Source organism: Sphingomonadaceae bacterium OTU29LAMAA1, from assembly GCA_024072375.1.
Classification (GTDB): Bacteria; Pseudomonadota; Alphaproteobacteria; order Sphingomonadales; family Sphingomonadaceae; genus Sphingomonas.
The window spans coordinates 1-25,767 of record CP099617.1 but is presented as its reverse complement, the minus strand read 5'-3'; the positions used below and the strand labels follow the sequence as shown (position 1 = coordinate 25,767).

General features: G+C 64.7%; 29 protein-coding genes, 1 pseudogene and 1 riboswitch. Of the genes and pseudogenes, 19 read left to right on the top strand and 11 right to left on the bottom strand.

All coding sequences use genetic code 11. The features are described 5' to 3' along the window. The first annotated feature begins 41 nt into the window (after positions 1-41). Together NF699_00490 and NF699_00485 are read left to right on the top strand one after the other, a co-directional pair. Positions 42-1,109, top strand: a complete 1,068-nt coding sequence (locus NF699_00490) for a sulfite oxidase (GenBank protein USU05228.1) — start codon at positions 42-44, stop codon at positions 1,107-1,109. Then, positions 1,106-1,618 carry an MgtC/SapB family protein gene (locus tag NF699_00485; protein USU05227.1) on the top strand — a complete coding sequence of 171 codons (513 nt, stop codon included), beginning with the start codon at positions 1,106-1,108 and terminating at the stop codon, positions 1,616-1,618. The genes NF699_00490 and NF699_00485 overlap by 4 nt, the downstream gene beginning before the upstream one ends. Positions 1,619-1,669: 51 nt before the next feature. Here the strand turns inward: NF699_00485 and NF699_00480 are convergent, their stop codons facing one another. Genes NF699_00480 through NF699_00465 form a run of 4 tightly spaced genes read right to left on the bottom strand, consistent with a single transcriptional unit; the run spans position 1,670 to position 4,754 of the window. Then, positions 1,670-2,440: an anti-sigma factor gene (locus NF699_00480; GenBank protein USU05226.1), complete on the bottom strand. Its 771-nt coding sequence runs from the start codon at positions 2,438-2,440 to the stop codon at positions 1,670-1,672. Beyond that, positions 2,437-2,946 (bottom strand): RNA polymerase sigma factor, encoded by a 510-nt coding sequence (locus tag NF699_00475; protein ID USU05225.1) that lies wholly within the window; start codon positions 2,944-2,946, stop codon positions 2,437-2,439. Before NF699_00475 ends, NF699_00480 begins: the two co-directional genes overlap by 4 nt. A 1-nt stretch (position 2,947) precedes the next feature. Then, positions 2,948-4,387 carry a YncE family protein gene (locus NF699_00470; protein USU05224.1) on the bottom strand — a complete coding sequence of 480 codons (1,440 nt, stop codon included), beginning with the start codon at positions 4,385-4,387 and terminating at the stop codon, positions 2,948-2,950. Position 4,388: 1 nt separating this feature from the next. Beyond that, positions 4,389-4,754 carry a DUF305 domain-containing protein gene (locus NF699_00465; GenBank protein USU05223.1) on the bottom strand — a complete coding sequence of 122 codons (366 nt, stop codon included), beginning with the start codon at positions 4,752-4,754 and terminating at the stop codon, positions 4,389-4,391. A 163-nt stretch (positions 4,755-4,917) separates the two neighbouring features. Continuing rightward, a riboswitch (Fluoride riboswitch) is annotated at positions 4,918-4,994 on the top strand. 23 nt (positions 4,995-5,017) lie between these two features. Here NF699_00465 and NF699_00460 point away from each other — a divergent pair. From NF699_00460 to NF699_00450, 3 genes are all read left to right on the top strand, one after another. Next, positions 5,018-6,373, top strand: a complete 1,356-nt coding sequence (locus tag NF699_00460) for a voltage-gated chloride channel family protein (GenBank protein USU05222.1) — start codon at positions 5,018-5,020, stop codon at positions 6,371-6,373. Positions 6,374-6,497: 124 nt separating this feature from the next. Then, positions 6,498-6,770, top strand: a complete 273-nt coding sequence (locus tag NF699_00455) for an enhanced serine sensitivity protein SseB C-terminal domain-containing protein (GenBank protein USU05221.1) — start codon at positions 6,498-6,500, stop codon at positions 6,768-6,770. Between the two features lie 216 nt (positions 6,771-6,986). Continuing rightward, entirely contained in the window at positions 6,987-7,496 is a 510-nt protein-coding gene (locus NF699_00450) for a sulfite exporter TauE/SafE family protein (protein ID USU05220.1), read from the top strand. Between the two features lie 384 nt (positions 7,497-7,880). On the opposite strand, the gene NF699_00445 is transcribed toward NF699_00450, so the two are convergent. Both NF699_00445 and NF699_00440 read right to left on the bottom strand, forming a co-directional pair. Then, complete coding sequence (locus tag NF699_00445; GenBank protein ID USU05219.1) at positions 7,881-8,267, bottom strand: type II toxin-antitoxin system VapC family toxin; 387 nt, start codon at positions 8,265-8,267, stop codon at positions 7,881-7,883. After that, positions 8,264-8,509, bottom strand: a complete 246-nt coding sequence (locus NF699_00440; protein USU07161.1) for an AbrB/MazE/SpoVT family DNA-binding domain-containing protein — start codon at positions 8,507-8,509, stop codon at positions 8,264-8,266. The genes NF699_00445 and NF699_00440 overlap by 4 nt, the downstream gene beginning before the upstream one ends. A 269-nt stretch (positions 8,510-8,778) precedes the next feature. Here NF699_00440 and NF699_00435 point away from each other — a divergent pair, with 269 nt between their 5' ends. Then, complete coding sequence (locus NF699_00435) at positions 8,779-9,429, top strand: recombinase family protein (protein USU05218.1); 651 nt, start codon at positions 8,779-8,781, stop codon at positions 9,427-9,429. Positions 9,430-9,974: 545 nt separating this feature from the next. Then, on the top strand, positions 9,975-10,553 hold the full coding sequence (locus NF699_00430) for a helix-turn-helix domain-containing protein (protein ID USU05217.1): 579 nt from the start codon (positions 9,975-9,977) through the stop codon (positions 10,551-10,553). Between the two features lie 63 nt (positions 10,554-10,616). Here the strand turns inward: NF699_00430 and NF699_00425 are convergent. Then, positions 10,617-11,501, bottom strand: a pseudogene (locus NF699_00425) (ATP-binding protein). 283 nt (positions 11,502-11,784) lie between these two features. Here NF699_00425 and rpmH point away from each other — a divergent pair. The 8 genes from rpmH to dapE all read left to right on the top strand — a co-directional run bounded on the left by rpmH (position 11,785) and on the right by dapE (position 17,606). Further along, positions 11,785-11,919: a 50S ribosomal protein L34 gene (gene rpmH / locus NF699_00420; GenBank protein ID USU05216.1), complete on the top strand. Its 135-nt coding sequence runs from the start codon at positions 11,785-11,787 to the stop codon at positions 11,917-11,919. Positions 11,920-11,981: 62 nt separating this feature from the next. After that, positions 11,982-12,296: a ribonuclease P protein component gene (gene rnpA, locus NF699_00415; protein USU05215.1), complete on the top strand. Its 315-nt coding sequence runs from the start codon at positions 11,982-11,984 to the stop codon at positions 12,294-12,296. Next, positions 12,293-12,505 (top strand): membrane protein insertion efficiency factor YidD, encoded by a 213-nt coding sequence (gene yidD / locus NF699_00410; protein USU05214.1) that lies wholly within the window; start codon positions 12,293-12,295, stop codon positions 12,503-12,505. Before rnpA ends, yidD begins: the two co-directional genes overlap by 4 nt. Before the next feature lie 19 nt (positions 12,506-12,524). Continuing rightward, a complete protein-coding gene (gene yidC / locus NF699_00405; GenBank protein ID USU05213.1) occupies positions 12,525-14,231 on the top strand; it encodes a membrane protein insertase YidC in 1,707 nt (568 codons plus the stop codon). After that, a complete protein-coding gene (yihA, locus tag NF699_00400) occupies positions 14,228-14,893 on the top strand; it encodes a ribosome biogenesis GTP-binding protein YihA/YsxC (protein USU05212.1) in 666 nt (221 codons plus the stop codon). The genes yidC and yihA overlap by 4 nt, the downstream gene beginning before the upstream one ends. 90 nt (positions 14,894-14,983) lie before the next feature. After that, positions 14,984-15,766, top strand: a complete 783-nt coding sequence (locus NF699_00395; protein ID USU05211.1) for a hypothetical protein — start codon at positions 14,984-14,986, stop codon at positions 15,764-15,766. Between the two features lie 51 nt (positions 15,767-15,817). Next, positions 15,818-16,480, top strand: a complete 663-nt coding sequence (locus NF699_00390) for a glutathione S-transferase family protein (GenBank protein USU05210.1) — start codon at positions 15,818-15,820, stop codon at positions 16,478-16,480. A gap of 10 nt (positions 16,481-16,490) precedes the next feature. After that, positions 16,491-17,606, top strand: coding sequence for a succinyl-diaminopimelate desuccinylase (dapE, locus tag NF699_00385; protein USU05209.1), 1,116 nt, complete (start codon positions 16,491-16,493; stop codon positions 17,604-17,606). Positions 17,607-17,751: 145 nt separating this feature from the next. Here dapE and NF699_00380 read toward each other — a convergent pair whose 3' ends face one another. The 3 genes from NF699_00380 to NF699_00370 all read right to left on the bottom strand — a co-directional run bounded on the left by NF699_00380 (position 17,752) and on the right by NF699_00370 (position 20,540). Continuing rightward, a complete protein-coding gene (locus NF699_00380; GenBank protein ID USU07160.1) occupies positions 17,752-18,264 on the bottom strand; it encodes a Smr/MutS family protein in 513 nt (170 codons plus the stop codon). 25 nt (positions 18,265-18,289) lie between these two features. Continuing rightward, complete coding sequence (locus tag NF699_00375; GenBank protein ID USU05208.1) at positions 18,290-19,651, bottom strand: MltA domain-containing protein; 1,362 nt, start codon at positions 19,649-19,651, stop codon at positions 18,290-18,292. A gap of 238 nt (positions 19,652-19,889) precedes the next feature. Beyond that, the gene (locus NF699_00370; protein ID USU05207.1) at positions 19,890-20,540 is read right to left on the bottom strand and encodes a Tim44/TimA family putative adaptor protein; all 651 of its coding nucleotides are present in this window, start codon (positions 20,538-20,540) and stop codon (positions 19,890-19,892) included. A 197-nt stretch (positions 20,541-20,737) separates the two neighbouring features. On the opposite strand from NF699_00370, the gene secB reads away from it, so the two are divergent. The 4 genes from secB (at position 20,738) to NF699_00350 (ending at position 24,338) form a co-directional block, all read left to right on the top strand. Further along, complete coding sequence (gene secB, locus NF699_00365) at positions 20,738-21,256, top strand: protein-export chaperone SecB (GenBank protein ID USU05206.1); 519 nt, start codon at positions 20,738-20,740, stop codon at positions 21,254-21,256. Between the two features lie 25 nt (positions 21,257-21,281). Continuing rightward, positions 21,282-22,859 carry a murein biosynthesis integral membrane protein MurJ gene (murJ, locus tag NF699_00360; protein USU05205.1) on the top strand — a complete coding sequence of 526 codons (1,578 nt, stop codon included), beginning with the start codon at positions 21,282-21,284 and terminating at the stop codon, positions 22,857-22,859. Between the two features lie 10 nt (positions 22,860-22,869). Continuing rightward, positions 22,870-23,886 (top strand): tryptophan--tRNA ligase, encoded by a 1,017-nt coding sequence (trpS, locus tag NF699_00355; protein USU05204.1) that lies wholly within the window; start codon positions 22,870-22,872, stop codon positions 23,884-23,886. A gap of 71 nt (positions 23,887-23,957) precedes the next feature. Then, positions 23,958-24,338 carry a DUF559 domain-containing protein gene (locus NF699_00350; protein ID USU05203.1) on the top strand — a complete coding sequence of 127 codons (381 nt, stop codon included), beginning with the start codon at positions 23,958-23,960 and terminating at the stop codon, positions 24,336-24,338. A 4-nt stretch (positions 24,339-24,342) separates the two neighbouring features. Here the strand turns inward: NF699_00350 and dnaA are convergent, their stop codons facing one another. Then, positions 24,343-25,749, bottom strand: a complete 1,407-nt coding sequence (dnaA, locus tag NF699_00345) for a chromosomal replication initiator protein DnaA (GenBank protein USU07159.1) — start codon at positions 25,747-25,749, stop codon at positions 24,343-24,345. Positions 25,750-25,767: the final 18 nt, after the last annotated feature.

The following is a 25,767-nucleotide window of genomic DNA, read 5'->3' as shown; positions in this document are numbered from 1 at the left end:
AGATTTGAAGCGATCCGCGCGCTTGCGGCGTTGGTTCGTCCATGACTGATATGATCGAGCGCAAATCCGAGCCCTACAACGCCGAGCCGACGCCCGGCGCGCTGATCGAGCGGTTCCTGACGCCGCAGGCGCTGTTCTACGTGCGCAGCCATGGTGCGGTGCCTGATCTGCCTGCCGATCACCGGATCGAGGTCAGCGGGATGAGCATGGAAAGACGCTCCTTCTCGGTGGAGGAGTTGAAGAGCGCGTTGGCCACGCGGACGGTGACGGCAGTTCTCCAGTGCGCCGGCAACCGGCGCACGGATCTTCAGCAGTTCGCAAAAACGTCCGGCGACCCGTGGGACGTGGGCGCGATCGGCAATGCGGAGTGGACCGGCGTACGACTGTCCGACGTACTGGATGCCGTCGGTGCGCCGGATGCGTCCGACCTGTTCGTGGCGTTCACCGGAGCGGACGAGGTGGACGTCGAAGGCGAGGAAGCATTGTTCGGGGTCTCGATCGCCATGGATAAGGCGCGGCAACCCGACGTCCTCATTGCCTGGGCGATGAACGGCGAGCCGCTGACGCCCGAACACGGCGCACCGATCCGCATGGTGGTGCCGGGCTATGCCGGGGTGCGGAGCGCCAAATGGCTGACACGGATCGAGGTGCGCGAGACGCCATCCGACGCACCGATCCAGGCGCACGACTACAAGCTCTTTCCTGCCGATGTGACGAGCGACACCGTCGACTGGAGCCAGGGTCTGACCATCAATGCCATGCCGCTCAACGCCGCGATCTGCGTGCCCGGCTCTGGCGAAAGCTTGCCGGCCGGGGAGGTGCGGATCGAGGGCTATGCCATCGCCTATGATCGCCGCGTCTCTCGGGTCGAAGTGTCGGTAAACGGTGGTCGCGACTGGCAACAGGCGACGTTCACCGATGATCCGGAGGCGCACTGGGGTTGGCGGCGCTGGACCCTCGACGCCACGCTCGACAAGGGGCGCCAGCACCTTGTCGTGCGCGCCTTCGACGACACTGGACAGGGTCAGCCCGAGCGGCCGGATACGATGTGGAACTTCGCTGGCTATCTGTGCACCGCCTGGCATCATGTGCACGTGCTGGTCGAATGATCGAAGCGTCAGCGGCACCGGATCTCGGCTTTTGGATCGATGCGATCGGGCGGCTGGTGGTGGCGACCGCGGCTGGGATGGTGCTCGGCTGGGAACGCTCGCGCGAGAACCGGCAGATCATGGGCTTGCGGACGCTGGGCCTCGTCGGTCTGGCGAGCTGCATCGCCGTGCAGGCGATCGTACACAGTGGCTTGCCGAATGTGAACGCCGATGCCGCAGGACGGGCGATGCAGGGCATTCTGTCCGGCGTCGGCTTCATCGGTGCCGGCGCTGTGCTGCGGGTCGGCCAGGGTCAGGAAGTGCATGGATTGGCGACTGCCGCATGCATCTGGGTAACAGCCACGATCGGCGCGGCAGCAGGGTTGGCGGTGTGGCCGCTCATCATCGGCGGGTTGAGCCTTGCGATGCTCGTACTGTTCGTCGGCGCTCCACTCGAACGTCGCATTCGCGAACGGGCCAGGCTGACTCCGGCAGAGGCCGACCGGAACGATGCCGCGCGCAAGCCGTGATCCCGCTGGTCCGCCCAGTGCCTGTCGGCGCTGAGAACTGGCCAGGTGCTATCAGGACACAAGCGCCGCATCGGCCTGGCGCTGGACCTCGTTGGCGATCGGATGCAGCTCGGCAGCGGGGCGCTCCCCCACCACACTATAGCCGATCCCGTCGACCGCCCATGTGACCCGGCCCATGGTCCCGCTGGACGTGCTGGTCATGCTTGCGCTCTTGTCGATTTGCATGGGCCTCGTCAGCACCGCAAGCTTCGACGCTTGCGGTCCATCATAGAGGAGCAGCGCTGCAGGGCCGTGGGGCGTCGCGACCAATCGCCCCCCGCCATAGCGGTAACCCGCTGTGCTGAGGTCCGGGATGGTCACGCGCTCACCCAATCGGCTGGAGGTCCATCGGATCAGCATGGCGCGCTGGTCGGGGCCGATTTCCGCCGGTCGAATCCGGTCGGCGGCATAGACACGGAAATTGTCGCTCGCCTCATTGGCCAGCGCCGCGATGCCCGCGTGGGGTTCGCCGCTCCACCGCGCGCTCGACCAACCACCGCCAAATCCGACCGCCAGCAGAAGCGACGCGGCGATGGCGAGTTGCCAAGGCGGTTGGCGTTGCCGTCCCCTGATGGCTGCGACGCGCATCGTCGCCGGGATCGGTTCCTCCGCGATGGGAGCGAACAGGGACGCAAGGGCTCGCGCCTGCTCCGCCTGCTCCCGCAAACGGGCATGCACGTCCGGCTGGCCTTCAAGGTAAGCGTCGACCAGACGCTGCCGCTCGGGCGACAGCCTTCCATCGATCCACGCGGCCAGATCGTCCTCTCCGATCGGGCTGGTCATCGAATACTCCTTAATCGTGGCCGTTCACCCTCGCGGAGGAGCGTCGCCAGACGGTCGCGCGCCCGCGATATGCGCGACATCACCGTTCCCAGCGGCACGCCGACGACGGCAGCGACTTCCCCATATGACAGACCTTCGACGGAAATGAGGAGCAGCACCGTCCGCTGCTCCTCGGGCAACGCATCAAGTGCGCGCAACAGGTCTCGGTGGTGCAGGCCTACGTCCTGATCGGCCGGGCGGCCGAGCGCAGCGTCGTCGACGAGGTGGAGCGGAACCGCCGTACCTCGCCGACTGTGCTGCCGCTGATGGTCGACCAACAGATTGTGCAGGATCGCGTAGACCCATGGGCGAACCTCCGCACCCCGTCGCTGGCGCCAGCGCCCGACCGCGCGCTCAAGGCAATCCTGCACCACGTCATCCGCCATCGCCGGATCGCGCAACCACGACCGGGCATAGCGGCGCAGACCGGGGATCAGTGGCTCGATCGCGGCGGCAAGCGGGTCCATCTCAGTCGCGCTGCACCTGCACGATGCGGCCCGGAGCGCCGTTCACCACCTCGGCGACCGCCAGAAAACGCCGGGGTGCCGCGGTGCTGCCTTGAACGATCTGCCGGATCGGACCCGACGCGTTGACGATCGCCGCACCTGCCGGATTGCTCATGAAGTTCGCAAGCGGCTCTACCGCACCGCTGCCGTCCGCGTTGGCGGTGAGCACGAGCATGTAAGGCTTCTTGGGCTGCAAACCGGTAACGGCACTCTGCACGACCTGAATGATGCCCTGGTCGAAGAGGGTAATGCTGCTTGCAGCACCATTGCCGCGAACCGGCCCCATGTTCAGATGCACCGCCTTGCCTGCCGTACCGAGCGGTTGAAGATTGTCGGTGCCGAGGCCTGTCGGAATAGCGTTCGGCACATAGGCGATCGCCTGCGGTGCCTGTCCGACCGGCACGGTGGCAACGACCTTGTTGCCGGCGGTGTCGATCGCGGCAAGTTCATCAGCATTCTCCAGCCCGACATAGATGCGCCGGCCGTCGCCCGATGGCCAGACACCGTGCGGCATCTTGCCGACCGGGATGGTGGCGACAAGCGCGAAGTCGGACGTGCGGAACACCTTCACCGCGTTTTCCCCGCCTACCGTGACATAGGCGAACTGTCCCCTGACCGTGCGGGCGAAGTTGACGTGATTGGTGATCGGTCCGGTATCCAGCACCTTGAGGATCGCGAAAGGCGGCTTGGCATCGAATGCGACCGTCTTGCCGATGTCCTTCAGCGTGAACCACACCTGCTTGCCGTCCGGCGTCGCGGCGATGTTGGGACAGAACGGACTCGGCTGCGCCACCTGTCCGACCTGCGCGTGGGTCGAGACATCGAACACGGCCAGCACCGGATTGAACGAGGAACAGACATAGCCGTATCGGCCATCGGGAGAGAAGATCGTCATGCCCGGACCACCGGGCGTCTTGATGCGACCGGTCTCCTTGTACGTCTTGGGGTCGAGCACGGCGATGTAATCCTCGCCGCGTACCGTAACCCACACCTCCTTGCCGTCCGGCGTGAAGAACGCCTCATGCGGGCTGCGCCCGACATAGGTCGTGTGCTTGACGGTGTTGGTGGCGGTGTCGATCCACGACACGGCGTTGGATCCGATCGACACGACCGCCAGTGTTTTCCCGTCCGGCGAGAAGCCGAGGCCGTGAACCAGCACCTGCCCCTTGTAGAGCGGGGAAAAATTCATCGGCTGCGGATCGCCGAGCTTGATGACGCCGAGCAACCTGTTGTCGGCCGGGTCCGTCACCGACACCGTGTTGGAGAATTGTTCGGATGCATAGACGCGGTCGCGGTGGCTGACAGGCACGTCCTTGGCGTTCCACGGCGCCTGCTGGGCCATGGCAATGCCCGGTGCGGCGCTCATCAGCAAGGCGGCCGAGCGCAGGAAGGTCCGGATCATGTCAGTGCTCCATATGGCTGTGGTAGTCGCCGCCCTGCGTCGGGGCTGGCGTCGAAGGGGGTAGCGGCTGACCAATCGCCAACTTCATGGCGGCGATCTCCTGCTGCTGATCGATGATGATCTCCTGCGCAATGCGCTTGAGCTGCTCGTTATGACCGTAGCGCAGCTCTGCCACCGCCATATCAATGGCGCCCTGGTGATGCGGAAGCATCATTGCGACGAAGTCGCGGTCGACGTCGCCGGACGGCTTGACCATCATGCCCGCCATCATCCGGTCCATCGCGGCAGATACCATGCTGGCGTAGCCATCGGCGGGGGCGGCCGCGACTGCGCCGGTGAGCATGGCCGAAGCAGTCAGACCCAGCATCCAATTTCGTCTACGCATAAGCCTCCGGCGCATCAGTCTCGAAAGCGTAGACGACGCCCGTCGAGATTTATTCCATGGTTGAGCCAATTATTGATCCTCAGCAAAACAATGGTCTCATCGTGACCCTGCCGATGGTTGACCAGGTCGCCGTCGGACAGCATATGCTCGGCACGGCGATGGATTTCCGCCGGGCCATTCGGCCGAACCGCCCTCGCAAGGGTCGATGATTCCTACCAGGCGCCGCAAGGCAGCAAGGAGGAATCGTGCGCGCGACATTTCGCAATCTCTACGACCAGTTCAACATGGCAGCGTTCATTCGCGATCGCCGCACCCATGCCATGTCGGTGCTGCGATGGGCCTTGATCCTGGTCCCGATGGCCGCAATGGTGGGAACGCTCTGCGCGGCTTTCTTGTGGAGCCTCGATGCCGTGACCCGGCTTCGCTTTGCCTTTCCCTGGCTGCTCTACCTGCTGCCGATCGGCGGGTTCGTGGTCGGACTGCTTTACCATCTGACCGGCCGCTCGGTGGAGGGCGGCAACAACCTTATTGTCGAGCAGATCCACGAACCGGGCGGGGGGGTGCCACTGCGGATGGCACCGCTGATCTTCTTCGGCACGGTGGTGACCCATCTGTTTGGCGGTTCGGCCGGGCGCGAAGGCACCGCCGTCCAGTTGGGCGGCAGTCTCGCCAGCGGTTTCGGTCGCGCGCTCAAGCTCGATGCTGACGGCACCCGCATCCTGCTGATGGGGGGCATTGCGGCCGGGTTCGGCGCGGTGTTCGGCACGCCCATCGCAGGGGCGGTGTTCGCACTGGAGGTGTTGGCGATCGGGCGTGTCGAATATCGCGCGCTGGTGCCGTGCCTGGTCGCGGCACTGGTCGGCGACTGGACGTGCCTTGCCTGGGGCATCCATCACGGCGTCTACCGGATCGATGCGCTGGTGCCGGTCGATGCGCTGCTCGTCACCAAGGCGGGCGTCGCCGGGGTTGCGTTCGGGCTGGTCGGTCTCGCCTTCGCCGAAGCCAATCACACGCTCGGCGGGTGGCTCAAGCGCATCGTCTCCTATGGCCCGTTACGCCCCGCCATTGGCGGCATCGCGGTCATCGCGCTCGTCTACCTGTTCGGAACGCGCGACTATCTCGGACTCGGCACGTTGGCAGCGACGCCCGACAGCCTCACCATCGCCAGCTTCTTCGGACCGGACACGCATCCGTGGAGCTGGGCGATCAAGCTGCTGTTCACCGTCGTCACGCTCAGCGCCGGCTTCAAGGGTGGCGAGGTGACACCGCTGTTCTTCATCGGCGCGGCGCTCGGCAACGCACTCGCCCCCATGTTCGGCGTGCCCACCAGCGTATTCGCCGCGCTCGGCTTCGTCGCGCTGTTCGCGGGCGCGGCCAACACCCCGCTCGCCTGCACCTTCATGGGCATCGAACTGTTCGGCGCTGCCTATGCGGTGCCGATCGCGGTGGCCTGCTTCGTCGCCTACCTCTGCTCCGGTCATAACGGCATCTACCTGTCGCAGCGCGTCGCGGTGCCGAAGGTGCCGGCGACCGGCCTCACCCCGAACGCGACGCTTCGCGAGGCGCGGGCACACCGCGCCTCGCGAAGCCCACGCTCCTGATCCCCCCACCAATCGAGGGTTTGTCCATGCCCAATCGTTTCACCGTCCAGCATCGCGAAATCGGCATGCTGCGTATCTACATGAAACCGTCCGACCGAATTGGTGAGCGCAGCCTGCGTACGCTGTGGGCTGCCAAGCCGCTCTATCGCGAGCTAATCCAGACGGCATCATCAATGCCGTCGCGCAACACACGCACTATGGGTTCAGCAACCACGGCCAGATCCGCGAGAACGGATCGGAGGCGGCCGATCCCCATCTGACGATCTGCGTCGAACTCGTCGGCGAACGCGACCAGCTCGACCGGTTCTGCCGGCGACATGGCGACCTGCTCGGCGACAAGGTGATCGTCTACAAGCAGCTGGAACACTGGTCGGTCATGCCGCGGTTCGACCGATGACACCAATGATCGAATATGGGCTGCTGATCGTCGGTGCATTTGCGGCTGCTGCAATCTCGGGTTCGGCCGGGTTTGGCGGGGCACTGCTGTTGCTGCCGCTGCTGATTTAAGTCGTCGGCGTGACCGAAGCTGTGACGCTGCTGACGATCGTCCAGATCATCGGCAACGGTGCGCCGGCCGGGATGGGCTGGGCTGGCGCCAATCCGTTGGCGGCCCGTGTTGCTGTTCCTCTCCGCTGCCATACCGTTCTCGATGCTGGGCGCATTGTCGTTCGCGTCGCTACCGACGGCGCTCGTTGCGCGGATCGTGGGCGTGGCGATCCTGCTGTTCGTCATCCTGAAGGCCACGGGCATGATCGCGTTTAAACCCTCGCGCCGCGTGCTGGTGATCGGGGGCGGTGTGACCGGCCTGTTGTCCGGGCTAGTCGGGAGCGCCGGGCCGCTCGGCGCAGCGGTGTTCCTGAGCCTCGGTTTGCCACCGCTTGCCTATGTCGCGAGTGACGCGGTCGCCTCGATCGTGATGCACAGTTCCAAGACAATTGTTTACGGCGCGACGATCGACCTTGGACCAACCTTCTGGCCGCTGGCGATCGCGATGGGGCTGGCGATGATCGTTGGCACCTGGGCGGGGTGCTTGCTCATCAAGCGTCTGCCCGTTGAGCGCTTCCGCCAGCTCGTCATGGTCCTGCTCGCGCTGATCGCGACCGAGATGATCGTCATGGGTTAGTGGGAGGATTGTCGCGAATATCCTGAGTTTCGCTACACCAGCTCAAGCGTGGTCGGCTGACGGCGTAGCTGTCGCGAATGTCAGTCGCGGAATTACGCGACTTTCAACGCACATCTGCGACACGCTAACCTGTGCGTTAACGGTGTCGCTACGCAGGAGCCGGTGCCCGGCTCGTTCAGCTGAGCCGCAGCCAACCGCGCGGCCGGACGGCGGCTTTCAGGGAGCAGAAAAGTTGTCCTGAATGACTTACTATGGGTCGGAAGTCGCCCGGCAGCTTTCGCCGAAACGCCGCCCAACAGCGGACAGGCGGTTTTCCACCAGGATGCAGACCTTCCGCTTCCAGAGGATCGACAGGTGGTTGCCCCCTGCCCTTCCCGCCAAGTTCTAGCGGATCGTCACGACCTTGACCTCGACTGCATCCGCGATCTTCTTCCAGTTCTGGTCGCTTGTCCAAGCGGGCAATCCATCCCGTCGGGCTAGAGCCAGACAAAAGCGATCTCCAAGGCTAAGGCCCGCCTCGGCCGTCGCGGCGCGCAGCCGCCCGGCGATTTTCGCCAAGGCCTTGTCGGCCGGCACTACCGTCAGTGGCAGCGGATCAAGCATGGCATCAACTTCTCGCTCGGGCATTCCGGTATGAATGAAGTGGGTCACCACCTCAGCGTAGTTCACGCTGCTCACTCGCGCACCGGCGATACCGGCTGCAACCTTGGTAGATCCCTTTTCACCCTTGATCATTGCGATGAGAGCCGAGGCGTCGAGAACCACGCTCATTCGCCGCTATCTTCGCGACGCCGATTGAGGAATGCGTCAACAGAGGCGTCGGGATTACCGCCGGTATATTGCTCGGCCAGCGCCTGCGCCCTTGCCACCGCTTGGCTGGCGGTTCGCAGAACAACGCCATCTTCGGTTTCGTCGAGATATACCGCACCGCCACCCGTCAGGCCCAACCGCTTGCGAACGTCAGCGGGCAGGCTCATGCGCCCGTTTGGCGTTATGTTGATCTGTAGCGTCATGACGGCCTCTGTACCTCTGATCAGCATCGTCATCATCTTCTAGGGATATCCCGGCTTAGCAGCAACCGTCCCCACGGTATGCCAGCGAGCCTCGTTTGTACCACACCGTTTGGATTATGGCTCATCGACGTGAAGCTGCCCCACGTGCATAATCTCCGGTGCTTTTAACGTATGCCTTTCGCAGACCTTTCAATAGCTGGTATTTTAATATCGTCCTGACGACGTAAAAAGGACTAGACTAATAAGCACCACATATAGAAGACTACGGGATGTTCATTCGAGCCTATCTGCGCGCTTCTACCTCCGAACAGGATGCGTCGCGCGCGAAGAGCGCCCTCGACGTGTTTGCGGCCAAGCACGGGCTTCGGATTGCGGCCCGCTATGTCGAAAACGAAAGTGGAGCCAAGCTTCACCGGCCAGAGCTGTTCCGCCTGCTGTCAGATTGCGAGCCGGGAGACGTGCTCCTGGTCGAGCAGGTTGATCGGCTTTCCCGCCTCACCTCACCCGACTGGATCAAGCTGCGTAATCTAATCGACGCCAAGCAGGTCCGGGTTGTTGCACTCGACCTGCCGACGTCGTGGATCCTGACGGCACCGACGGATGAGTTCACCGGCCGAATGTTCGCAGCGGTCAACGCCATGATGTTGGACGTACTCGCCGCGGTTGCCCGTAAGGACTATGAGGATCGCCGTCGTCGACAAGCCGAAGGCACTGCAAAAGCCAAGGCAGCGGGCCTTTATAAGGGGCGTCCCGAGAACAAGACCCGCAACGCTGCGATCTCGAGCCTTCTTCGCGATGGCCGAAGCTGGCGCGATATAATGGATGCGACTGGGTGCAGTCGAACGCTGCTCGCCAAGATTGCTCGTGATCGCCGTCGACAGGCAGAGGCTGATGCAGCAATGTCAAACGCGCAACCCTAATGTGTTCAGGCAGACTCTAAACCCTCATAATGAGGTGTCCGATTTCGCTGCTACCGACTGTTTGAACGGGTTTTGCGTACCAAAGCCTATGCCCATTCAGAGTATACCCTGCGGACACGATACCAATTTACGCTTGAAATCAGTCGAAGCGAGCGAGAGATGTGCATTTTCACTAACGGGTGAAGACTACCATTCGCTCTTCAGCGGAATGTAAATAAGCCATGATGCGCTTGCCATATATATCCAAGCCCCGGCCTGATGAAAAGCTTTCCGGCTGGCTTCGCCAGATCGCATTTGAGTTCGGGCTACCTAGCGCGCAATCATTGCTACGTGCATTCGGCCTTACGCCCGTAAGCTCTTTGATACTAGATTTCTCATGCCCCCCGGATTTACTTCGGCGTCTTTCAACTCTGACCGGTCTTTCAATGCAAGCACTCGAACAGCTCGGCGACTCGCAGCGATCTGATCAATCAAATGCTGTAGGCGGACCCAAGAGAGTACGGGTGGGGTACGTATGGGGGACTTCTCATCGCAAAATATCTTTGATGCTAGAATCGATCAACCTAGATGAATGCGAGCGCGTAATCCTGCGTCCGCCCAAGCCAAGAAAATACAATAACATTCAGCGCGAACTAGCTCGAGCTGAGATATTTCGTGCAGAACCTGGAACAACTTTTGTATTTTACGATCTTTCTACGCTCGCTTACTCAGCAAATGATTTATCAGATCTTTTTGAAAGATGCCTTTCTCGTGATATACACTTAGAGTTTTCAAAAGAAGATATTTTATTGTCAAACGGTCATAATCTATCTCTACTAAGGATAGCTTCTACTATATACGATAACTTGGAAACCGACCTTGAAAAAGAGTCTGGTGAAGAGGAGGATCTGCTGATCGAGAGTCGTCGACGTAAGCAAGACTTTCGCACATTTCGGAAAGGTCGCAAACGGGCTTTAACTGTTCAACAAGCGCAGGAAGCCGCAGAGCTATATCTGGAAAATGGTACCCCAGTGGCCGAGATCAGTCAGCGGTTTGGAACTAGCCAACCAACGATCTATCGCGTCATAATGGACCACCGCTTGGGTAGAGCCCCCAGGGATCGGATTGCTCCAGAGGAAGAATGACGCACCTTGTCGCAACGGTGGTGATCGACAGACTGGCTCATCGCGCAGCCCTCACCGCCGGTGCAATGCAACGATCCCCGATGCAATTAAACGCTCACCCTTCACACCGCCACCCGTCAGCGCCGCCATCGACGCGCTGTGATGCGGGCTGCGGAATGGACGGCTGCGTGTCATGCGGCCGTTCGCCAGCGTGCCTGCGACCGACTGGACCATCGAGACCTCCAGCGCCTCGGCCGGATCGAGCGGCGGCAGGATGCCCGGCAGGCACGACGCCATCAGCGATTTACCCGCGCCGGGCGGGCCGATCATCAGCAGGTTGTGACCGCCCGCCGCCGCAATCTCGAGGGCACGCTTGGCGACCTCCTGTCCTTTCACCTGACGCAGGTCCGGGCCCTGCACGACATTCTCGACCTTGCCCGCGATCGGCGCGGAGAGCAGGCCATGCCCCTTGAAATGGTTGATGAGCGCGAGGAGGTCCGGCGCGGCAAGCACTTCTACCGACCCCGCCCAGGCCGCTTCCGACCCTTGCGCCGCAGGACAGATCAACCCCCTGCCCCCCGCGCCTGCGTGCAAGGCGGCAAGCAACACGCCGGGTGACGATGCGATCCGGCCATCGAGCCCCAGTTCACCGACAACGACATAGTCCGCCAGCGCCTCGACATCGATCACGCCCATCGCGCCCAGCAAGGCCAGCGCGATCGGCAGGTCGAAATGCGATCCCTCCTTGGGCAGGTCGGCGGGCGACAGATTGACAACGATTCGCTTGGGTGGCAGCGCCAGTCCCATCGCGGACACGGCGCTGCGAACGCGTTCGCGACTTTCCGCAACCGCCTTGTCGCCGAGGCCGACGACGTGAAATGCCGGCAGACCGGGGATGAGCTGCACCTGCACCTCGACACCCCGCGCCTCCAGTCCCAGATACGCCACCGTCTGGACGATCGCCGCCATGTCTTTCCTCCGCTGGCACGACCCATAGCGGCTTTACGTAGGTCTGGAATGGACCAAAACATCTTTCTGCAACCGTCTTGCAGATGTAATACACCCGTCCCACTTCCACGGGATGATGCAAACAGCCATCATGATGGACAGCACGTCAGGACATGGCCGATCTGGTCCCCCTGCAGAACGGATCGGCTCGCGTTGACTTGCGTGCCGCCTCCCGGTATGCGCGCCCCATCAAGGCCGTCCTGCGTGGCGGCCATTTGCTATTTAGACGATCAGGGAATGAATCATGAAGCGGACCTTTCAGCCGAGCAACCTGGTGCGTGCACGTCGCCACGGCTTCCGCTCGCGGATGGCGACGGTCGGCGGCCGTGCGGTGATCCGCGCTCGTCGCGCCCGCGGCCGCAAGAAGCTGTCGGCGTAACCGTCTCGACGCTCTCGCTTCGTCGCGATTTCCTCGCGGCGAATGCGGGCAAGCGGGCGCCGATGCCGGGATTCGTCCTGCTGGTGCGCGACCGCGACGATGGTGACCCCGCGATGCGCGTCGGTTTCACCGTCACCAAGAAAGTGGGCAACGCCGTCGTCCGGAACCGCATGAAACGGCGGTTGCGGGCGTTGGCGCGTGAGCTGTTGCCGGTCGGCGGCATTCGCGGTGCGGATCACGTGCTGATCGGCCGCGACGGTGGCATCGAGCGCGATCATGCGGCGCTGAAGGCCGAACTCGGCAAGGCGTTGGCCAAGATCACCCGCGGCGAAAGCGCTCCCGCCCGTCCGCGTCCACCGCGAAAGCCGAAACGGTGATCGCGAAGCTGCTGATCCTGATCGCGCGCGGCTGGCAATTGGGGCCATCGGCGGTGATGCCGCCCACCTGCCGCTATCAGCCATCCTGTTCCGCCTATGCAATCACCGCCCTTCGCCGCTATGGCGCGGCAAAGGGCGGATGGTTGGCGGCGAAGCGGATTGCGCGCTGTCATCCCTGGGGCGGGTACGGACCCGATCCCGTCCCTTGAGCTACGACGGGGCAAGACCTTGAACAAAGAACGCCAGAATTTCGTCCTGTTCGCGGTCATCGCCGCGCTGATCCTGTTCGCGTGGCCGCTGATCCAGGGCAAGTTCTTCCCCGTCGCGAACCCGCCGGTGACGAAGATCGTCAACGGCAAGTCGCAGCCGATTCCGGCGCGGACTTCCGCCGATCCGACCGCCGACGCGCCGGGTGCGGTACGCAACCGTCAGGTCGTGCTCGGTGAATCGCCACGTGTCCGCATCAGCACGCCGACGCTGCAAGGCTCGATCAACCTCAAGGGCGCGCGCATCGACGACCTCGTGCTGGTCAAGTACAAGGAAACGATCGCCAAGGATTCGCCGCCGATACGCCTGCTGTCGCCGGCCGGCGCGCCCGAGGCGTATTTCGCGGGGTTCGGCTGGCGCGACGACGGCCTGAAGCCGCCCGCCGCCGATGCCGTCTGGACCGCCTCGTCGCAGCTGCTCGCCCCCGGTCGCCCGATGACGCTGACCGCCGCCAACGCGACCGGACAGCGGTTCGCGATCGAACTGACGGTCGACGACCAGTATATGTTCACCGTCAAGCAGACGGTGCAGAACGGCGGCGGCGCACCGGTGCCGGTCGCACCCTATGGCTACGTCAATCGCGTCGGCGTGTCGAAGGACCCCGGCACGTGGCAGATCCACACCGGCCCGATGTCGGTCCATGGCGGCGGTGCCGATTACGGCGTCAAGTTCGACGAGCTGGACGAGGCGCCCGTCAAGTTCACGACGACGGCAGGCTGGCTCGGCTTCACCGACAAATACTGGCTGACCGCACTCGTCCCCGACCAGTCGGCGCAGTTCGACGGCCAGTTCCGCAGCGGCGCCAACAAGGCGTATCAGGCCGATTATGCCTTCGCTCCAAAGCTGCTGCCGGCCGGTCGGGCATTGACCCAGACCAGTCGCTTCTTCGCGGGCGCGAAGGAAGTGAAGGCGCTTCAGCATTATGAGAACGACGCCGGCGTCGCCAAGCTCGACAAGGCGATCGACTGGGGCTGGTTCGAAATCGTCGAAAAGCCGATCTTCACCTATCTCGACTGGCTGTTCCGCATGGTCGGCAACTTCGGCGTCGCGATCATCCTGCTGACGGTGACGATCCGAGGCCTCATGTTCCCGATCGCACAGCGCCAGTTCGCCAGCATGGCCAAGATGCGGGCGATCCAGCCGAAGATGAAGGCGATCCAGGAGCGCTTCAAGGACGACAAGCCGCGCATGCAGCAGGAGGTGATGGGCCTCTACAAGACCGAAAAGGTCAATCCCGTCGCCGGCTGTCTGCCCACCCTGCTTCAGATCCCGATCTTCTATGCGCTGTACAAGGTGCTGATGCTGACGATCGAAATGCGGCACCAGCCGTTCGTCGCGTGGATCAAGGATCTGTCCGCGCCCGATCCGCTGACGCCGCTCAACCTGTTCGGCTATCTGCACTTCACCCCGCCGCACATGATCGCGATCGGCGTCGTGCCGATCATCCTCGGCATCTCGATGTACTTCCAGTTCAAGATGAACCCGGCGCCGATGGACGACACCCAGAAGCAGGTGTTCGCGATCATCCCGTGGGTGCTGATGTTCGTCATGGCGAGCTACCCGGTCGGCCTGCAGGTCTACTGGATCGCGTCGAACTTCCTCGCGATCCTGCAACAGCGGGTGCTGTACGCCCGCCACCCCGACCTCAAGACGGCGCCCGCGAAGTGAGCGAGGACATCGTCACCCCGGATGACGAAGGCTTCACGCCGGAGTTGATCGAACACGCGCGCAAGACGTTCGCTGGGCCGATCAGCTTCCTGAAGTCGGCACCGGCGCTGGAGCATCTGCCCGCGCCGATCGTGCCGGAGGTTGCGTTCGCCGGGCGTTCCAACGTCGGCAAATCGTCGCTGCTCAACGCGCTGACCGGGCGCAACGGGCTGGCGCGCACGTCGAACACGCCAGGCCGGACGCAGGAGCTGAACTTCTTCGACGTCGGCCTGCCGCTGTCGTTCCGGCTGGTCGACATGCCCGGCTACGGCTTCGCCAAGGCCCCCAAGGACGTCGTCAAGAAGTGGCGGTTCCTAGTCAACGACTTCCTGCGCGGTCGCGACACGCTGAAGCGCGCGCTGGTGCTGATCGATTCACGCCACGGCATCAAGGAGGTCGATCGCGATATCCTCGAAATGCTCGACAAGGCAGCGGTCAGCTATCGCCTCGTCCTGACCAAGGCGGACAAGGTGAAGGCGACCGAACTCGCCGACGTCATGGAAAGCGTCGCTGCCGAGGCGCGCAAGCGCCCCGCCGCCCACCCCGACATCCTCGCGACGTCGAGCGAAGGCGGCATGGGCATTCCGGAACTCCGCGCAGCGGTGCTCGAAGCGATCGGCTAACCCGCGCAACCTTCCGGTTCAGTCATCGTACATCCGCTGCGTGGATGATCATCTCGCCGCGTACGGGCGGCGGATACCGGGAGAACGTCGATGAACACGGCATTGCTCTGTCTCGCCTCTGTCGGGGCATTGGCCGCCGGCATACCTGTAGCCCTTGCGCAGACGGCACCGACCGCGCCGCCATCCGCCGTTCCTGCGACCCCGAACATCTTCCCCGGCACGGTACCGATGCGTTCGCCGATCGTGCCGCGCACGTTCCTGCCGCTGAACGGCTTTCCCGGCTCGGGTACGTTCGCGCAAAGCAAATATTACCAGCAGACCTACGAACTCGCGCAGCAATATGGCCGATGCGCGACGAACGTCAGTCCGACGCGGGTCCGTTCGCTGTTGCAAACATCGCCCAACACCCGGACCGAGCTGACCGAATTGCGCCAGCTCGTCGGTGTTTCGAAGGGATGCCTGCCCTACGCCTATCGTCCGCCGGTCGTGTTCCTGCGGGGTAGCCTGGCGGAGGCGATGTACAAGCGACAGCCGGTCGGCCGGGCGTTGCACAGCGCCGGCACCACCCAGTCGGACCTGGACGCGTTTCAGGCATCGGAATGGGCGCGAAGCAAGGCACGCCTGCCCGACGACCGTGCCTATACCGCGATCGCGAACTGCCTCGTCGTACGGGCCCCCGGCGCCGCCCGCTCCGTCCTGCTCAGCGATCACGGATCGACGGCCGAGCGGCAGGCGGTGAAGACGCTTGTCGCCTCCGCACCCGGCTGTTCGACGTCCGGAGCGTTTCCGCCGACCGCAGGCACCAGCTTCGTACGGGCCTACCTTGCGGAATCGGCGCTGCGCTGGGCTGAATTCGGGCAGCGGCAAGGCTGATCGTTACGAAGATGACTTACGTGCCGCGGGACGATCCACTAGACCCGCGGCATGAAGCTGATCATCGGTAACAAGGCCTATTCCTCCTGGTCGCTGCGTGGCTGGCTGGCCTGCAAGCAATCCGGCCTGCCGTTCGACGAGGTCGTCGTTCCGCTCTACGATGCCGAATGGGATCGCCGTCGCGAGGGCGCGGAATTCGCACCCTCGTCGGGCAAGGTGCCGATCCTGTGGGACGGCGAGGCAGTGGTGTGGGACAGTCTCGCGATCGTCGACTACCTTGCCGACAAGGTCGGGCGCGACCGCTTCTGGCCGAAGGACGAACCCGCACGTGCGATGGCGCGATCGATGGCAGCGGAAATGCACTCCAGCTTCACGGCGCTCCGTCGAAAGCACGCCATGAACATCCGGCAGGTGTTTCCGGCCAGCCGCCCCGACGACGATGTGCTCGCCGACCTCGGCCGGATCATGGAGCTCTGGGCACAGGCGCGCGCGCGCTGGGGTGGAGACGGAGCATTCCTGTTCGGCCAGTTCGGCGCGGCGGACATCATGTTCGCGCCGGTGTGCACCCGCATCATCTCCTATCAATTGCCGATCGCCCGCTTCGCTGCGGCCTATATCGACGCCGTCATCCAGCACCCGTGGATGCAGGACTGGGTCGCCGGCGCGCAGGAGGAGGATTGGGTGATCCAGCAATACGAGCCGCCGTCGGCATGAGGTCGTCCCGTTGATCGACGTTCTCGCGCTGACGCAGGCCCTGCTGCGGGCGGACAGTGTGACACCGGCCCGCGGGCGCGTATTCGACGTGCTCGAATCCGCACTGGTGCCGATCGGCTTTACGGTGGATCGCTTCGTCGTCGGCGAAGCGCCCGATGGCCCTGTCGAGAACATGATCGCGCTGCGCCCGGGCGGGGACCGGCATCTGGCCTTTGCCGGTCATGTCGACGTCGTGCCCCCCGGCGATGGCTGGACCGGTTCGCCCTGGTCCGGCGACGTGCACGGCGGCCTGCTCCACGGGCGCGGCGCGGTCGATATGAAAGGCGCCGTCGCCGCTTTTGCCGCAGCCGCCTCGCGTGCGACGGGCCCGACGCTCAGTATGCTCATCACCGGCGACGAAGAGGGTCCGGCGACCTATGGCACGCCGGTATTGATCGAACGGATGGCGGCGCGCGGCATCGCGCCCGACCTGTGCCTCGTCGGCGAACCCACGTCGGTGGCACGTCTCGGCGACATGGCGAAGATCGGCCGGCGCGGATCGGTGAACGTCTGGATCGACGTACCCGGCCGGCAAGGTCATGTCGCCTACCCGCACCTCGCCGACAATCCGGCGGGCAAGCTGGCGCAGGCGCTGGCGGCATTGCAGGCTATGGGTCTCGATCACGGCAATGCGTGGTTCCAGCCTTCGAACCTGGAGATTACCGACATCACCGTCGGCAATCCCGCGCACAACGTTATTCCGGCACGTGCCAGCGCCCGCCTCAACATCCGCTTCAACGACGAACAGCGCGGCGCGGACCTGATCGACCGGGTCCGTGCGATCGTCCACGAACACGCCCCCGCCGCAGTCGTCGAGGGTAAGGTTTCGGGTGAGGCGTTCCTGACCGAACCCGGCGCATTCACCGCGCTGATGAGCGCAGCGATCGAGGCGCAGACCGGGCTGGTGCCCGAACTGTCCACCTCGGGCGGCACCTCCGATGCGCGGTTCCTGTCGAAGCTCTGCCCGACGGTGGAATTCGGCCTGATCAACGCGACGATGCATCAGGTGGACGAGGCGGTCGCCGTCGCCGATCTGGAAACGCTGACGGCGATCTACGCCGATGTCATCGCGCGACTGACGACCTGAACGGCCCTCCACCGCCCGGAGGAGGCACGTCGAACGCGCGACGGACGGGGAGGTTGGCTTCGAACCTCGTTATCAGGGCATTCCTCCCCCTCCACCATTCGGCCGCACCGAGCGGTCTTCCTCCTCTCGCGGAGATCGGGGAGGGTCACCGCCCGCGCCGCAGCACGATGTACAAGGCTCCCTGCCCGCCATGCCGCGGATGCGCACCGCGCACCGCGGCGATCGCATCGGCATGCCGTGACGCTGCCAGCCAGTCGGCGATTGCAGCGCGGATCGCACCACGCGCGTGCGGCCGTTCGCTCTCCGGCCGCGGCGGCTTGCCCGTCACCAGCAGCAACACGCGATCCCCTCGCGCGATCGCCCGTGACAATCCCTCGTCCAGCAAGGCATGCGCCGATGACAGGTTATGCCCGTGCAGATCGATCGAGCTATCCGGGCTGACGATCCCGCGTGTCAGCTTCTTGTCCCAACTGCCATCGAGCGTATTCTGTCGCGCTGAGGGCACGGCCGCGACCGGCTTCGATGGGACCGGTCGCGCCGCCGCGATTGCGCGAGTAAGCGCCTTCGATGGTTTGGTCGCTTTTACCGGCACGGTCGGAGCGGCAACGGGCTTGGGCCGCACGACCGGCACCGGTCGCAACGGCTTCACCGTCGCCATCACCCGCGCCCACAGGTCGGCCTCGTCAGCGTTGAGCTGGCGCACCGGCCCCCGCTCCATATTGCCCCGCGCCATATTGAACGCCCTGCGTGCGGGCGAGCGTTCCCGTCGGCAGCAGCAGGAATGCCGTGCCCCGCGCCGCCATGCCGCCTGCCGTGGCCTCCGCGGTGGCGCCGGCGCCCCAGAAGGTATCGAACCGGTTGCTGCCCTTGATCGCACCGCCGGTATCCTGCGCCACCCACAATCCGCTGGCGTCCTGCCGGTCCATCGACAGGAACACCGGCGCACCGAGCGGCACGTATTTCACGTCCGCGGCCGCGCTCACCCCGCCGTTGACGACATAGCCCATCGCACCCACCGGGGGCGTGTTCAGCTCGCGGAAGAACACGAAGCTCTTGTTCTCCTGCATGATCGCCCGCCCCTCGGCCGGATGCGCATGCAGCCAGGCGACGATCCCCTGCATCGACGTCTGGCCGGGCTGCAACAGTCCGCGCGCCTTCATCAGCGCACCGATCCCGGTATAATCGCGGCCGTTCTGCGTGTCGTAACCGACGCGCATGATCTCGCCGTTCGGCAGCCGCAGGCGCCCCGATCCCTGGATCTGGAGGAAGAACACCGCCGCCTCGTCCGCGCCCCAGGCAAGCACAGGTGCCTTGCCATCCAGCACACCGGTGTCGATCGCCGCGCGATCGTAATAAGGGACGAGGTTGGTGCCCGATACGCGTCCGCGGATCTTCTTGCCTTTCAGCGCGTCGCTGAACTGGCCGAGATCGACGTCGACCAGATCGTTGGGTCGTGCGTAGATCGGCACCTCGTATCCTGCACGACGCTCCCGCGAGGCGGCGATTTCGGGTTCGTAATAGCCGGTGGCGAAGGCCTTGCCATCGCCGACCTGCACCGCCTCGAAATAGCGGATGAAGAAGTCGCGCGCACTGCCGCGCGGCACGCTCGCCGCCGCGGCGCAGGCTTGCTGCCAGTCGGCACCGCGCGTCAGGCCGGAGGCATCGGTGCGTCGCATCAGGCCGGGGCAGCTCGACAGGAACGCCAGTCGTGCCGATTCCGCCTGCGCATCGGTGATCGGCAGCGCATCGACCGACGGGCCGGGAACGATGCCGGCACTCGCTGCGGTGGTCGCACCTGCATGTGCGATCACGGGCGCCGCCAGCATCGGCACCGCAGCTTGGATCCGCCCATCGAACCCGCGCCCGCTGGCAATCTGCTGACCGGGGGCGCTGGGGCGAGGGGCCGGACGGCCCGGCGGAGTGGCAGCATCGCGAGACGGCTGCCCGATGGATGCGTTGCCGGTGGCGAGTGGCACGACGCGCCCGCCGCAAGCGCTGAGGACAAGGGCCAGCGCGATGCTGGCGAATATGCGATTACCGGTCATCGAAGTCCCCGTGTGTCCACCGAACGGCGGATGGCCTCGTACAAGGCTCTGCCCAAGCATGCCCGTGGGGACAAGGACTTGTTTGCCACTCGTCTCCCCTCGCGGGCAGAGCGGCACCGCAATGCGGCAACCGGGAAAAGGTAAGCTTTAAAATTGGTCGCCTGGGAAGACGCCGTCTGAACCGCCCCTTCGGCAAGGTGCCCCTCCTGCGCTAACGCGAAGGAGGAACGACCTCAGCCTACTCCTCGTCGGTGTCTGCCAGCTTCCAGTTCGGATCGCGACTCTTCAGCGTCCGGGCGAACGTCCATACGTCGTGCGTCTCGACCGCATCGGTCAGCGACCCGGCGATCACGTTCCCCTCGGCGTCCCGCGTCACCGCAGCGATGTCGGCGTCGAACCGCATCGTGATCCGGGCCTCGCGTCCGTCGAGCGAAGCATCCGATATCACCGCGCGCTCGATCGACACCAGCCGGTTCTCGAGCGTCTCGCCCGCCTCGCGGCGCGCCGCGATGGCTTCGCCGAACGCCTGCACGACATCCGGTTCGGCAAGATCGGCCAGCGCCGCCTCGTCGCCTGCCCAGAAGGCCTCGAGAGTCATGCGATATGCAGCCTGTGCGCCGCCGATGAACTGGCTGACGTCGAAGCCCTGCTCGCCCGCGATGATCGCGCGCAGGCCGGCTTCGGCGCGCGGTTCGATGTTGCGGCTGACCGGATCGCGTGCCTCGGGCGCCGCATCGATCGGACGCGGGGCGACCGGAACGGCCGAGGGGCGATCCTCCGCCGCGCGCGGCAACGGCTGTTGTTCGTGGCCGGTACGCTTGCCGAGCACGCTGTAAAGACGCAGCGCCAGAAAGGCCGCCACCATCGCAAGAAGAACTACGTAGAACACCGTGCCTCCGATCCTGACCGATACATAGGCCGAATGCCCCTTTTATTCAAACCACACCTGTTTCACCCGCCGTTGAAACTCCGGGCAGGCGCTGCTAGGCGCGGGCGCCATCGGCATCGAACGCCCGACGGGCTGCTTCGGTCCCCATCTTTCCGTTTCATTCCCCCACCTTTCCGCTTCATCTCAAGGATCATACCATGGCCGACCAGGACAACGGCACCACGATCGACACGCAGCCGATGACCAACGGCGAAGACACCGCGCCGGCGGCCGGCCTGATCTCCCAATACGTCAAGGACCTGTCATTCGAGAACCCGAACGCACCGGCGATCTTCCAGAACCCGAACCCGCCCGCGATCGACGTGCAGTTCAACATCGGCACTGCGCAGGTCGGCGAGGAGGTGCACGAGGTCCTGCTGAAGATCGATGTCAAGGCAGAGGCCGATGGCCAGACCGCCTTCATCGTTGACCTGACCTATGCGGGTCTGTTCGGCCTGCGCAACGTGCCCGCCGACGCGATCCAGCCGTTCCTGCTCGGCGAAGCGCCGCGCCTGCTGTTCCCCTTCGCACGCCGTGTCCTCGCCGATTGCGTTCGCGACGGCGGCTTCCCGCCGCTGCTGCTCGAGCCGATCGACTTCGCGCAGCTCTACCTGCAGCAGGCCGACCAGAACGGCGGCGGTGGCGCGTTTCAGGTCGGCGACATCGGTCACGCCTGATCCATAAGGCGGGGGGCGAACACGCGTGAACCTGACGAAGGCGCTCGGCTCGGTCGGCGGGCTGACGCTCGCCAGCCGGATACTGGGCTTACTGCGCGATTCGCTGTTCTTCCGCTTCGTCGGAGCGGGCTTCGCCTCGGACGCGTTCATGATCGCGTTCCGCCTGCCCAACCTGTTTCGCGCCTTGTTCGCGGAGGGCGCCTTCTCCGCCGCCTTCATCCCGATGTTCAACCGCAAGGTGGCAGAGGGTGACAAGGCGGCGGAAGGGACCGGCATCGCGAACGGCATCGCCTTTGCCGAAGACGCGCTGTCGATCCTGCTGCCGATCCTGATCGTGATGACCGCGGTGATGGAACTTGCCGCATGGCCCGTCACCTACGCTTTGTCGGGCGGGTTCAACGGCGTCGATCCGAAGCAGTTCGACTTTGCGGTCCAGCTTGCACGGCTGACCTTTCCCTACCTGCTGTTCATCAGCCTCGTCTCGCTGCTCGGCGGCATCCTCAATTCGCTGCACAAGTTCTGGGTCAACGCAGCTGCGCCGATCCTGCTGAACGCCACGCTGATCGCGGCATTGCTGTTCTTCCACGACGACGTGCCGCTGCTCACCGCGCGCAACCAGGCGATCGCCGTCACCGTCTCGGGCGCGCTCCAGTTGCTGTGGCTCTGGTACGCCTGCCGCCGCGCCGGGGTAACGCTGCGGCTCAAGCTGCCGCGGCTCGGGCCGGACGTGAAGCGGCTACTGGCACTGATCGGCCCCGCCGCAGCGGGCGCGGGTGCCGTGCAGATCAACCTCGTCGTATCGACCGCGCTCGCTGCGCGCCTGCTGCCGTCCGGCTCCGTGTCGTACATCTACGCCGCCGATCGCCTCAACCAGCTGCCGCTCGGGCTGATCGGCATCGGCCTCGGCACCGTCCTGCTGCCGACCATCTCGCGCCTGCTCGGCCGCGGCGAGGAAGCCGCCGCCATGGCGACACAGAACCGCGGTATGGAGCTGGCACTGCTGCTCACCCTGCCCGCCACGGTCGCGCTGGTGATCTGCGGCACCCCGATCGCAGCCGCGCTGTTCCAGCATGGCAAGTTCGACGCCACCGACACGTTGTTCACCGCCCAAGCGCTCGCCGCCTTCTCGATCGGCCTGCCGTCGTACATCCTCGTGAAGGTGCTGACGCCGGGCTATTATGCCCGCTCGGACACCAAGACGCCGGTCCGCTACGCCACCATATCGATGGGCGTGAACCTCGCGCTCAACCTCGCGCTGATCGTACCCCTGAAGCACATGGGGCCACCACTCGCCACCGCGATCGCCAGCACGGTCAACGTCGCCCTCCTCTACCGCACGCTCGCCAAGCGCGGCCAGTTCGTCCCCGACGCCCAACTGAAGCGCCGCGCGCCGCGCCTGTTGGTCGCCGCACTGCTGATGGGCGGCGTCATGTTCTTCCTCAACGACCTGTTCCAGCCCTACACCACCGGCGCGAACCTCGCCCGCTGGGGCGCGATGGTCGTGCTGGTCGGCACCGGCATGCTCGTCTATGCCGCTGCGGTGTTCGTGACCGGGGCATTACGCCCGGCGGACATCCGCCAGCTTCTCCGTTCCAAGTCCTGAAGGCCCGTCCATGCCCGCTAAACGCGTCGTCTCCGGTATCAAACCGACCGGTAACCTCCACCTCGGCAATTACCTCGGCGCGGTGAAGCAATGGGTCGCGATGCAGGACGCGATCCAGGCGGAGGGCGGCGAGACGCTGTACTTCATCGCCGACCTGCACGGGCTGACCGAATTCATCCCCCCCGCCGACCTGCGCGCGCAGACGATCGAGATGACCGCGACGCTGGTCGCGGCCGGCATCGATCCCGACAGTTCGATCCTGTTCAACCAGGCGCGCGTGCCGGCGCACAGCGAGCTATCATGGCTGCTCAACAACGTCGCCCGCGTCGGATGGCTCAACCGCATGACGCAGTTCAAGGACAAGGCAGGCAAGAACCGCGAAGGCGCCAGCGTCGGCCTGTACGACTACCCCGTCCTGATGGCGGCCGACGTCCTGCTCTACAATGCGACGCACGTACCGGTCGGTGACGACCAGAAACAGCACCTCGAACTCGCCCGCGACATCGCGACCAAGTTCAACGGCGATTACGCGACGGAGCTGTTCACCCTGCCAGAGCCTTTGGTCAGCGCCGCCGCCCCGCGGATCATGAGCCTGCGCGATGCCTCGGCCAAGATGTCCAAGTCGAACCCGTCCGAACAATCCGTGGTCAAGCTGATCGATTCGGACGAAACGATCGCCGAGAAGTTCAAGAAGGCGAAGACCGACCCCGGCATGCTGCCCGACTCGATCGACGAGCTGGCCGACCGCCCCGAAGCGAAGAACCTGCTGACGATCTTTGCCGCACTGGCGGATCGCACGCCGACGGACGTGCTGGCGGACTATGCCGGCAAGGGCTTCGGCGCGTTCAAACCCGATCTCGCCGACCTCGCCGTGACGAAGCTCGGCCCGATCCGCAACGAAATGACTCGCCTGCTCGACGATCGCGCCGCGATCGACGCCATCCTGAACAAGGGCGCGGAAAAGGCCCGCGACTTGGCGGCTCCGGTCTTGCGTCAGGCACAGCAAGCGATGGGACTGGTTCTCTAACTGCTCCCCTCCCTGCAAGGGAGGGGCCGGGGGTGGGTAGCCCCGCGGAAACCGCCGCGTAGCGTGACGACATGCAGCGCACGCCCCCGGAACTGACGTCAGCGGCAAGACGCCTCCGCAATGAAGCAACCCCAGCCGAACGCCGCCTGTGGAGCGTCCTCCGCGACCATAGGCCCCGCTTCACGAGGCAACTGGTCGTCAGCCATTACATTCTGGATATCGCCTGCCGCTCGCTCAATATCGGCATAGAACTCGACGGCGGCCATCACGGCGACATGATGGAAAAGGATGCCGACCGCACCGCATATCTAGCATGGCAAGGCTGGACGATCCTGCGCTTCTGGAACAGCGACGTGATGGCGAATCTCGATGGCGTCTATCGGGAGATCATTGACGCCGTCTCGCATGCGGCGACCCACCCCCAACCCCTCCCTTTCAGGGAGGGGAGCTAGAAGGTCAGGCCTCCAGCTCCCGCATCAACGTCCGCACCGCCGCATCGATATCGCGATCCTGATCGCGCAATTCCTCGATCTTGCGCACCGCGTGAATTACGGTCGAATGATCCCGCCCGCCGAACTTGCGCCCGATCTCGGGCAGCGACCGCGTCGTCAGGCGCTTGGCCAGATACATCGCGATCTGGCGCGGCCGTGCCACCGCACGGCTCCGTCGCGCAGACACCAGATCGAGCGGCTTCAGCTCGAAGTGCTGGCTGACCAGCTTCTGGATCTCGTCGATCGTCACCCGCCGCTGAGCGCCGCGCAGGACGTCGCCCAGTGTCGCCACCGCGAAATCCATATCGATGCTGTCCCCGGTCAACTGCGCATAGGCGACCACCCGGTTCAGCGCGCCTTCCAGTTCGCGGATGTTGGCGTGGATACGCGCCGCCAGCAGGTCCAGCACCTCCACCGGGACCTTCGCCTCCGGCAGGTCTGCGAGCTTCCTGTCCAGTATCGTGCGCCGCAACGTGAGGTCGGGCGCCTTGATGTCCGCCACCAGCCCTACCGACATGCGGCTGACGATCCGTGCCTCGACACCGTCCAGCGCCTGCGGGCAGCGATCGGCGGAGATCACCAGCCGCTTGCCCGCGCTCATGATCTCGTTGACGGTGTGGAAGAACTCTTCCTGCGTCGCGTCCTTGCCGGCGATGAATTGCAGGTCATCGATCAGCAACAGGTCGGCACCCCGCAGCCGCTGCTTGAAGCTGTGCGTGTCGCGTGCCCGCATCGCCGCGACGAAATCGAACATGAAGCGCTCCGCCGACATGCAGATGACGGTGGCGTCGGGGTGCTGCGCCAGAAAGGCATGGCCGATCGCGTGCATCAGATGCGTCTTGCCCTGCCCCGTTCCCGAATGGAGAAACAGCGGGCTGAACCGCGGCACACCGGGTTCGGCGAGCGCCCGGGCGGCATTGAACGCAACGCGGTTGGCGGCATCGACGACGAACCGGTCGAAGATGAAGCGCGCATCGAGGGTGGGCCGTTCGGCGGCGGGCTTGGCGGCAACGCTGACGGAGAGCGGCAGTGCCGCCTGGAACGATGGCGGCGGCGCAGGCGCCACGGGAGCAGACGTCTCAGCCACCAGCTTGACCGCGACCGGTGCCGCGACCCGCGTCTCGATCGACACGCCGCGCACGTTCGGCAGCAGCGCCCGGAATTCCAGCATCAGCCGGTCGGCGTAGTGATTGCGGACCCAGTTGGTCATGAACGCGGACGGCAGGCCGAGGCGGATCGTGTCGGCATCGCCGTCCTCGATCAGTTCCATCGGCTTCAGCCATTGCTCGAACAGTCGCGCGCCGGCCGATTCACGCAGGTTGCTGCGGACGCGGGCCCAGGCGCGCTGCGCCTCGCTCTCCGTCACCGCCATGGCCTGCTGATGGTTCAA

Coding starts and splice junctions, on each gene's coding strand:
- trpS (USU05204.1), top strand. CDS start 22,870: ATGCCCGCTAAACGCGTCGTCTCCGGTATCAAACCGACCGGTAACCTC.
- NF699_00475 (USU05225.1), bottom strand. CDS start 2,946: ATGGACCCGCTTGCCGCCGCGATCGAGCCACTGATCCCCGGTCTGCGC.
- NF699_00435 (USU05218.1), top strand. CDS start 8,779: ATGTTCATTCGAGCCTATCTGCGCGCTTCTACCTCCGAACAGGATGCG.
- dnaA (USU07159.1), bottom strand. CDS start 25,749: ATGGCGGTGACGGAGAGCGAGGCGCAGCGCGCCTGGGCCCGCGTCCGC.
- NF699_00465 (USU05223.1), bottom strand. CDS start 4,754: ATGCTGGGTCTGACTGCTTCGGCCATGCTCACCGGCGCAGTCGCGGCC.
- NF699_00395 (USU05211.1), top strand. CDS start 14,984: ATGAACACGGCATTGCTCTGTCTCGCCTCTGTCGGGGCATTGGCCGCC.
- rpmH (USU05216.1), top strand. CDS start 11,785: ATGAAGCGGACCTTTCAGCCGAGCAACCTGGTGCGTGCACGTCGCCAC.
- NF699_00380 (USU07160.1), bottom strand. CDS start 18,264: ATGGCGACGGTGAAGCCGTTGCGACCGGTGCCGGTCGTGCGGCCCAAG.
- NF699_00375 (USU05208.1), bottom strand. CDS start 19,651: ATGACCGGTAATCGCATATTCGCCAGCATCGCGCTGGCCCTTGTCCTC.
- secB (USU05206.1), top strand. CDS start 20,738: ATGGCCGACCAGGACAACGGCACCACGATCGACACGCAGCCGATGACC.
- NF699_00490 (USU05228.1), top strand. CDS start 42: ATGACTGATATGATCGAGCGCAAATCCGAGCCCTACAACGCCGAGCCG.
- NF699_00430 (USU05217.1), top strand. CDS start 9,975: ATGCTAGAATCGATCAACCTAGATGAATGCGAGCGCGTAATCCTGCGT.
- rnpA (USU05215.1), top strand. CDS start 11,982: ATGCCGGGATTCGTCCTGCTGGTGCGCGACCGCGACGATGGTGACCCC.
- NF699_00470 (USU05224.1), bottom strand. CDS start 4,387: ATGATCCGGACCTTCCTGCGCTCGGCCGCCTTGCTGATGAGCGCCGCA.
- NF699_00440 (USU07161.1), bottom strand. CDS start 8,509: ATGACGCTACAGATCAACATAACGCCAAACGGGCGCATGAGCCTGCCC.
- NF699_00480 (USU05226.1), bottom strand. CDS start 2,440: ATGACCAGCCCGATCGGAGAGGACGATCTGGCCGCGTGGATCGATGGA.
- NF699_00445 (USU05219.1), bottom strand. CDS start 8,267: ATGAGCGTGGTTCTCGACGCCTCGGCTCTCATCGCAATGATCAAGGGT.
- NF699_00485 (USU05227.1), top strand. CDS start 1,106: ATGATCGAAGCGTCAGCGGCACCGGATCTCGGCTTTTGGATCGATGCG.
- NF699_00390 (USU05210.1), top strand. CDS start 15,818: ATGAAGCTGATCATCGGTAACAAGGCCTATTCCTCCTGGTCGCTGCGT.
- NF699_00350 (USU05203.1), top strand. CDS start 23,958: ATGCAGCGCACGCCCCCGGAACTGACGTCAGCGGCAAGACGCCTCCGC.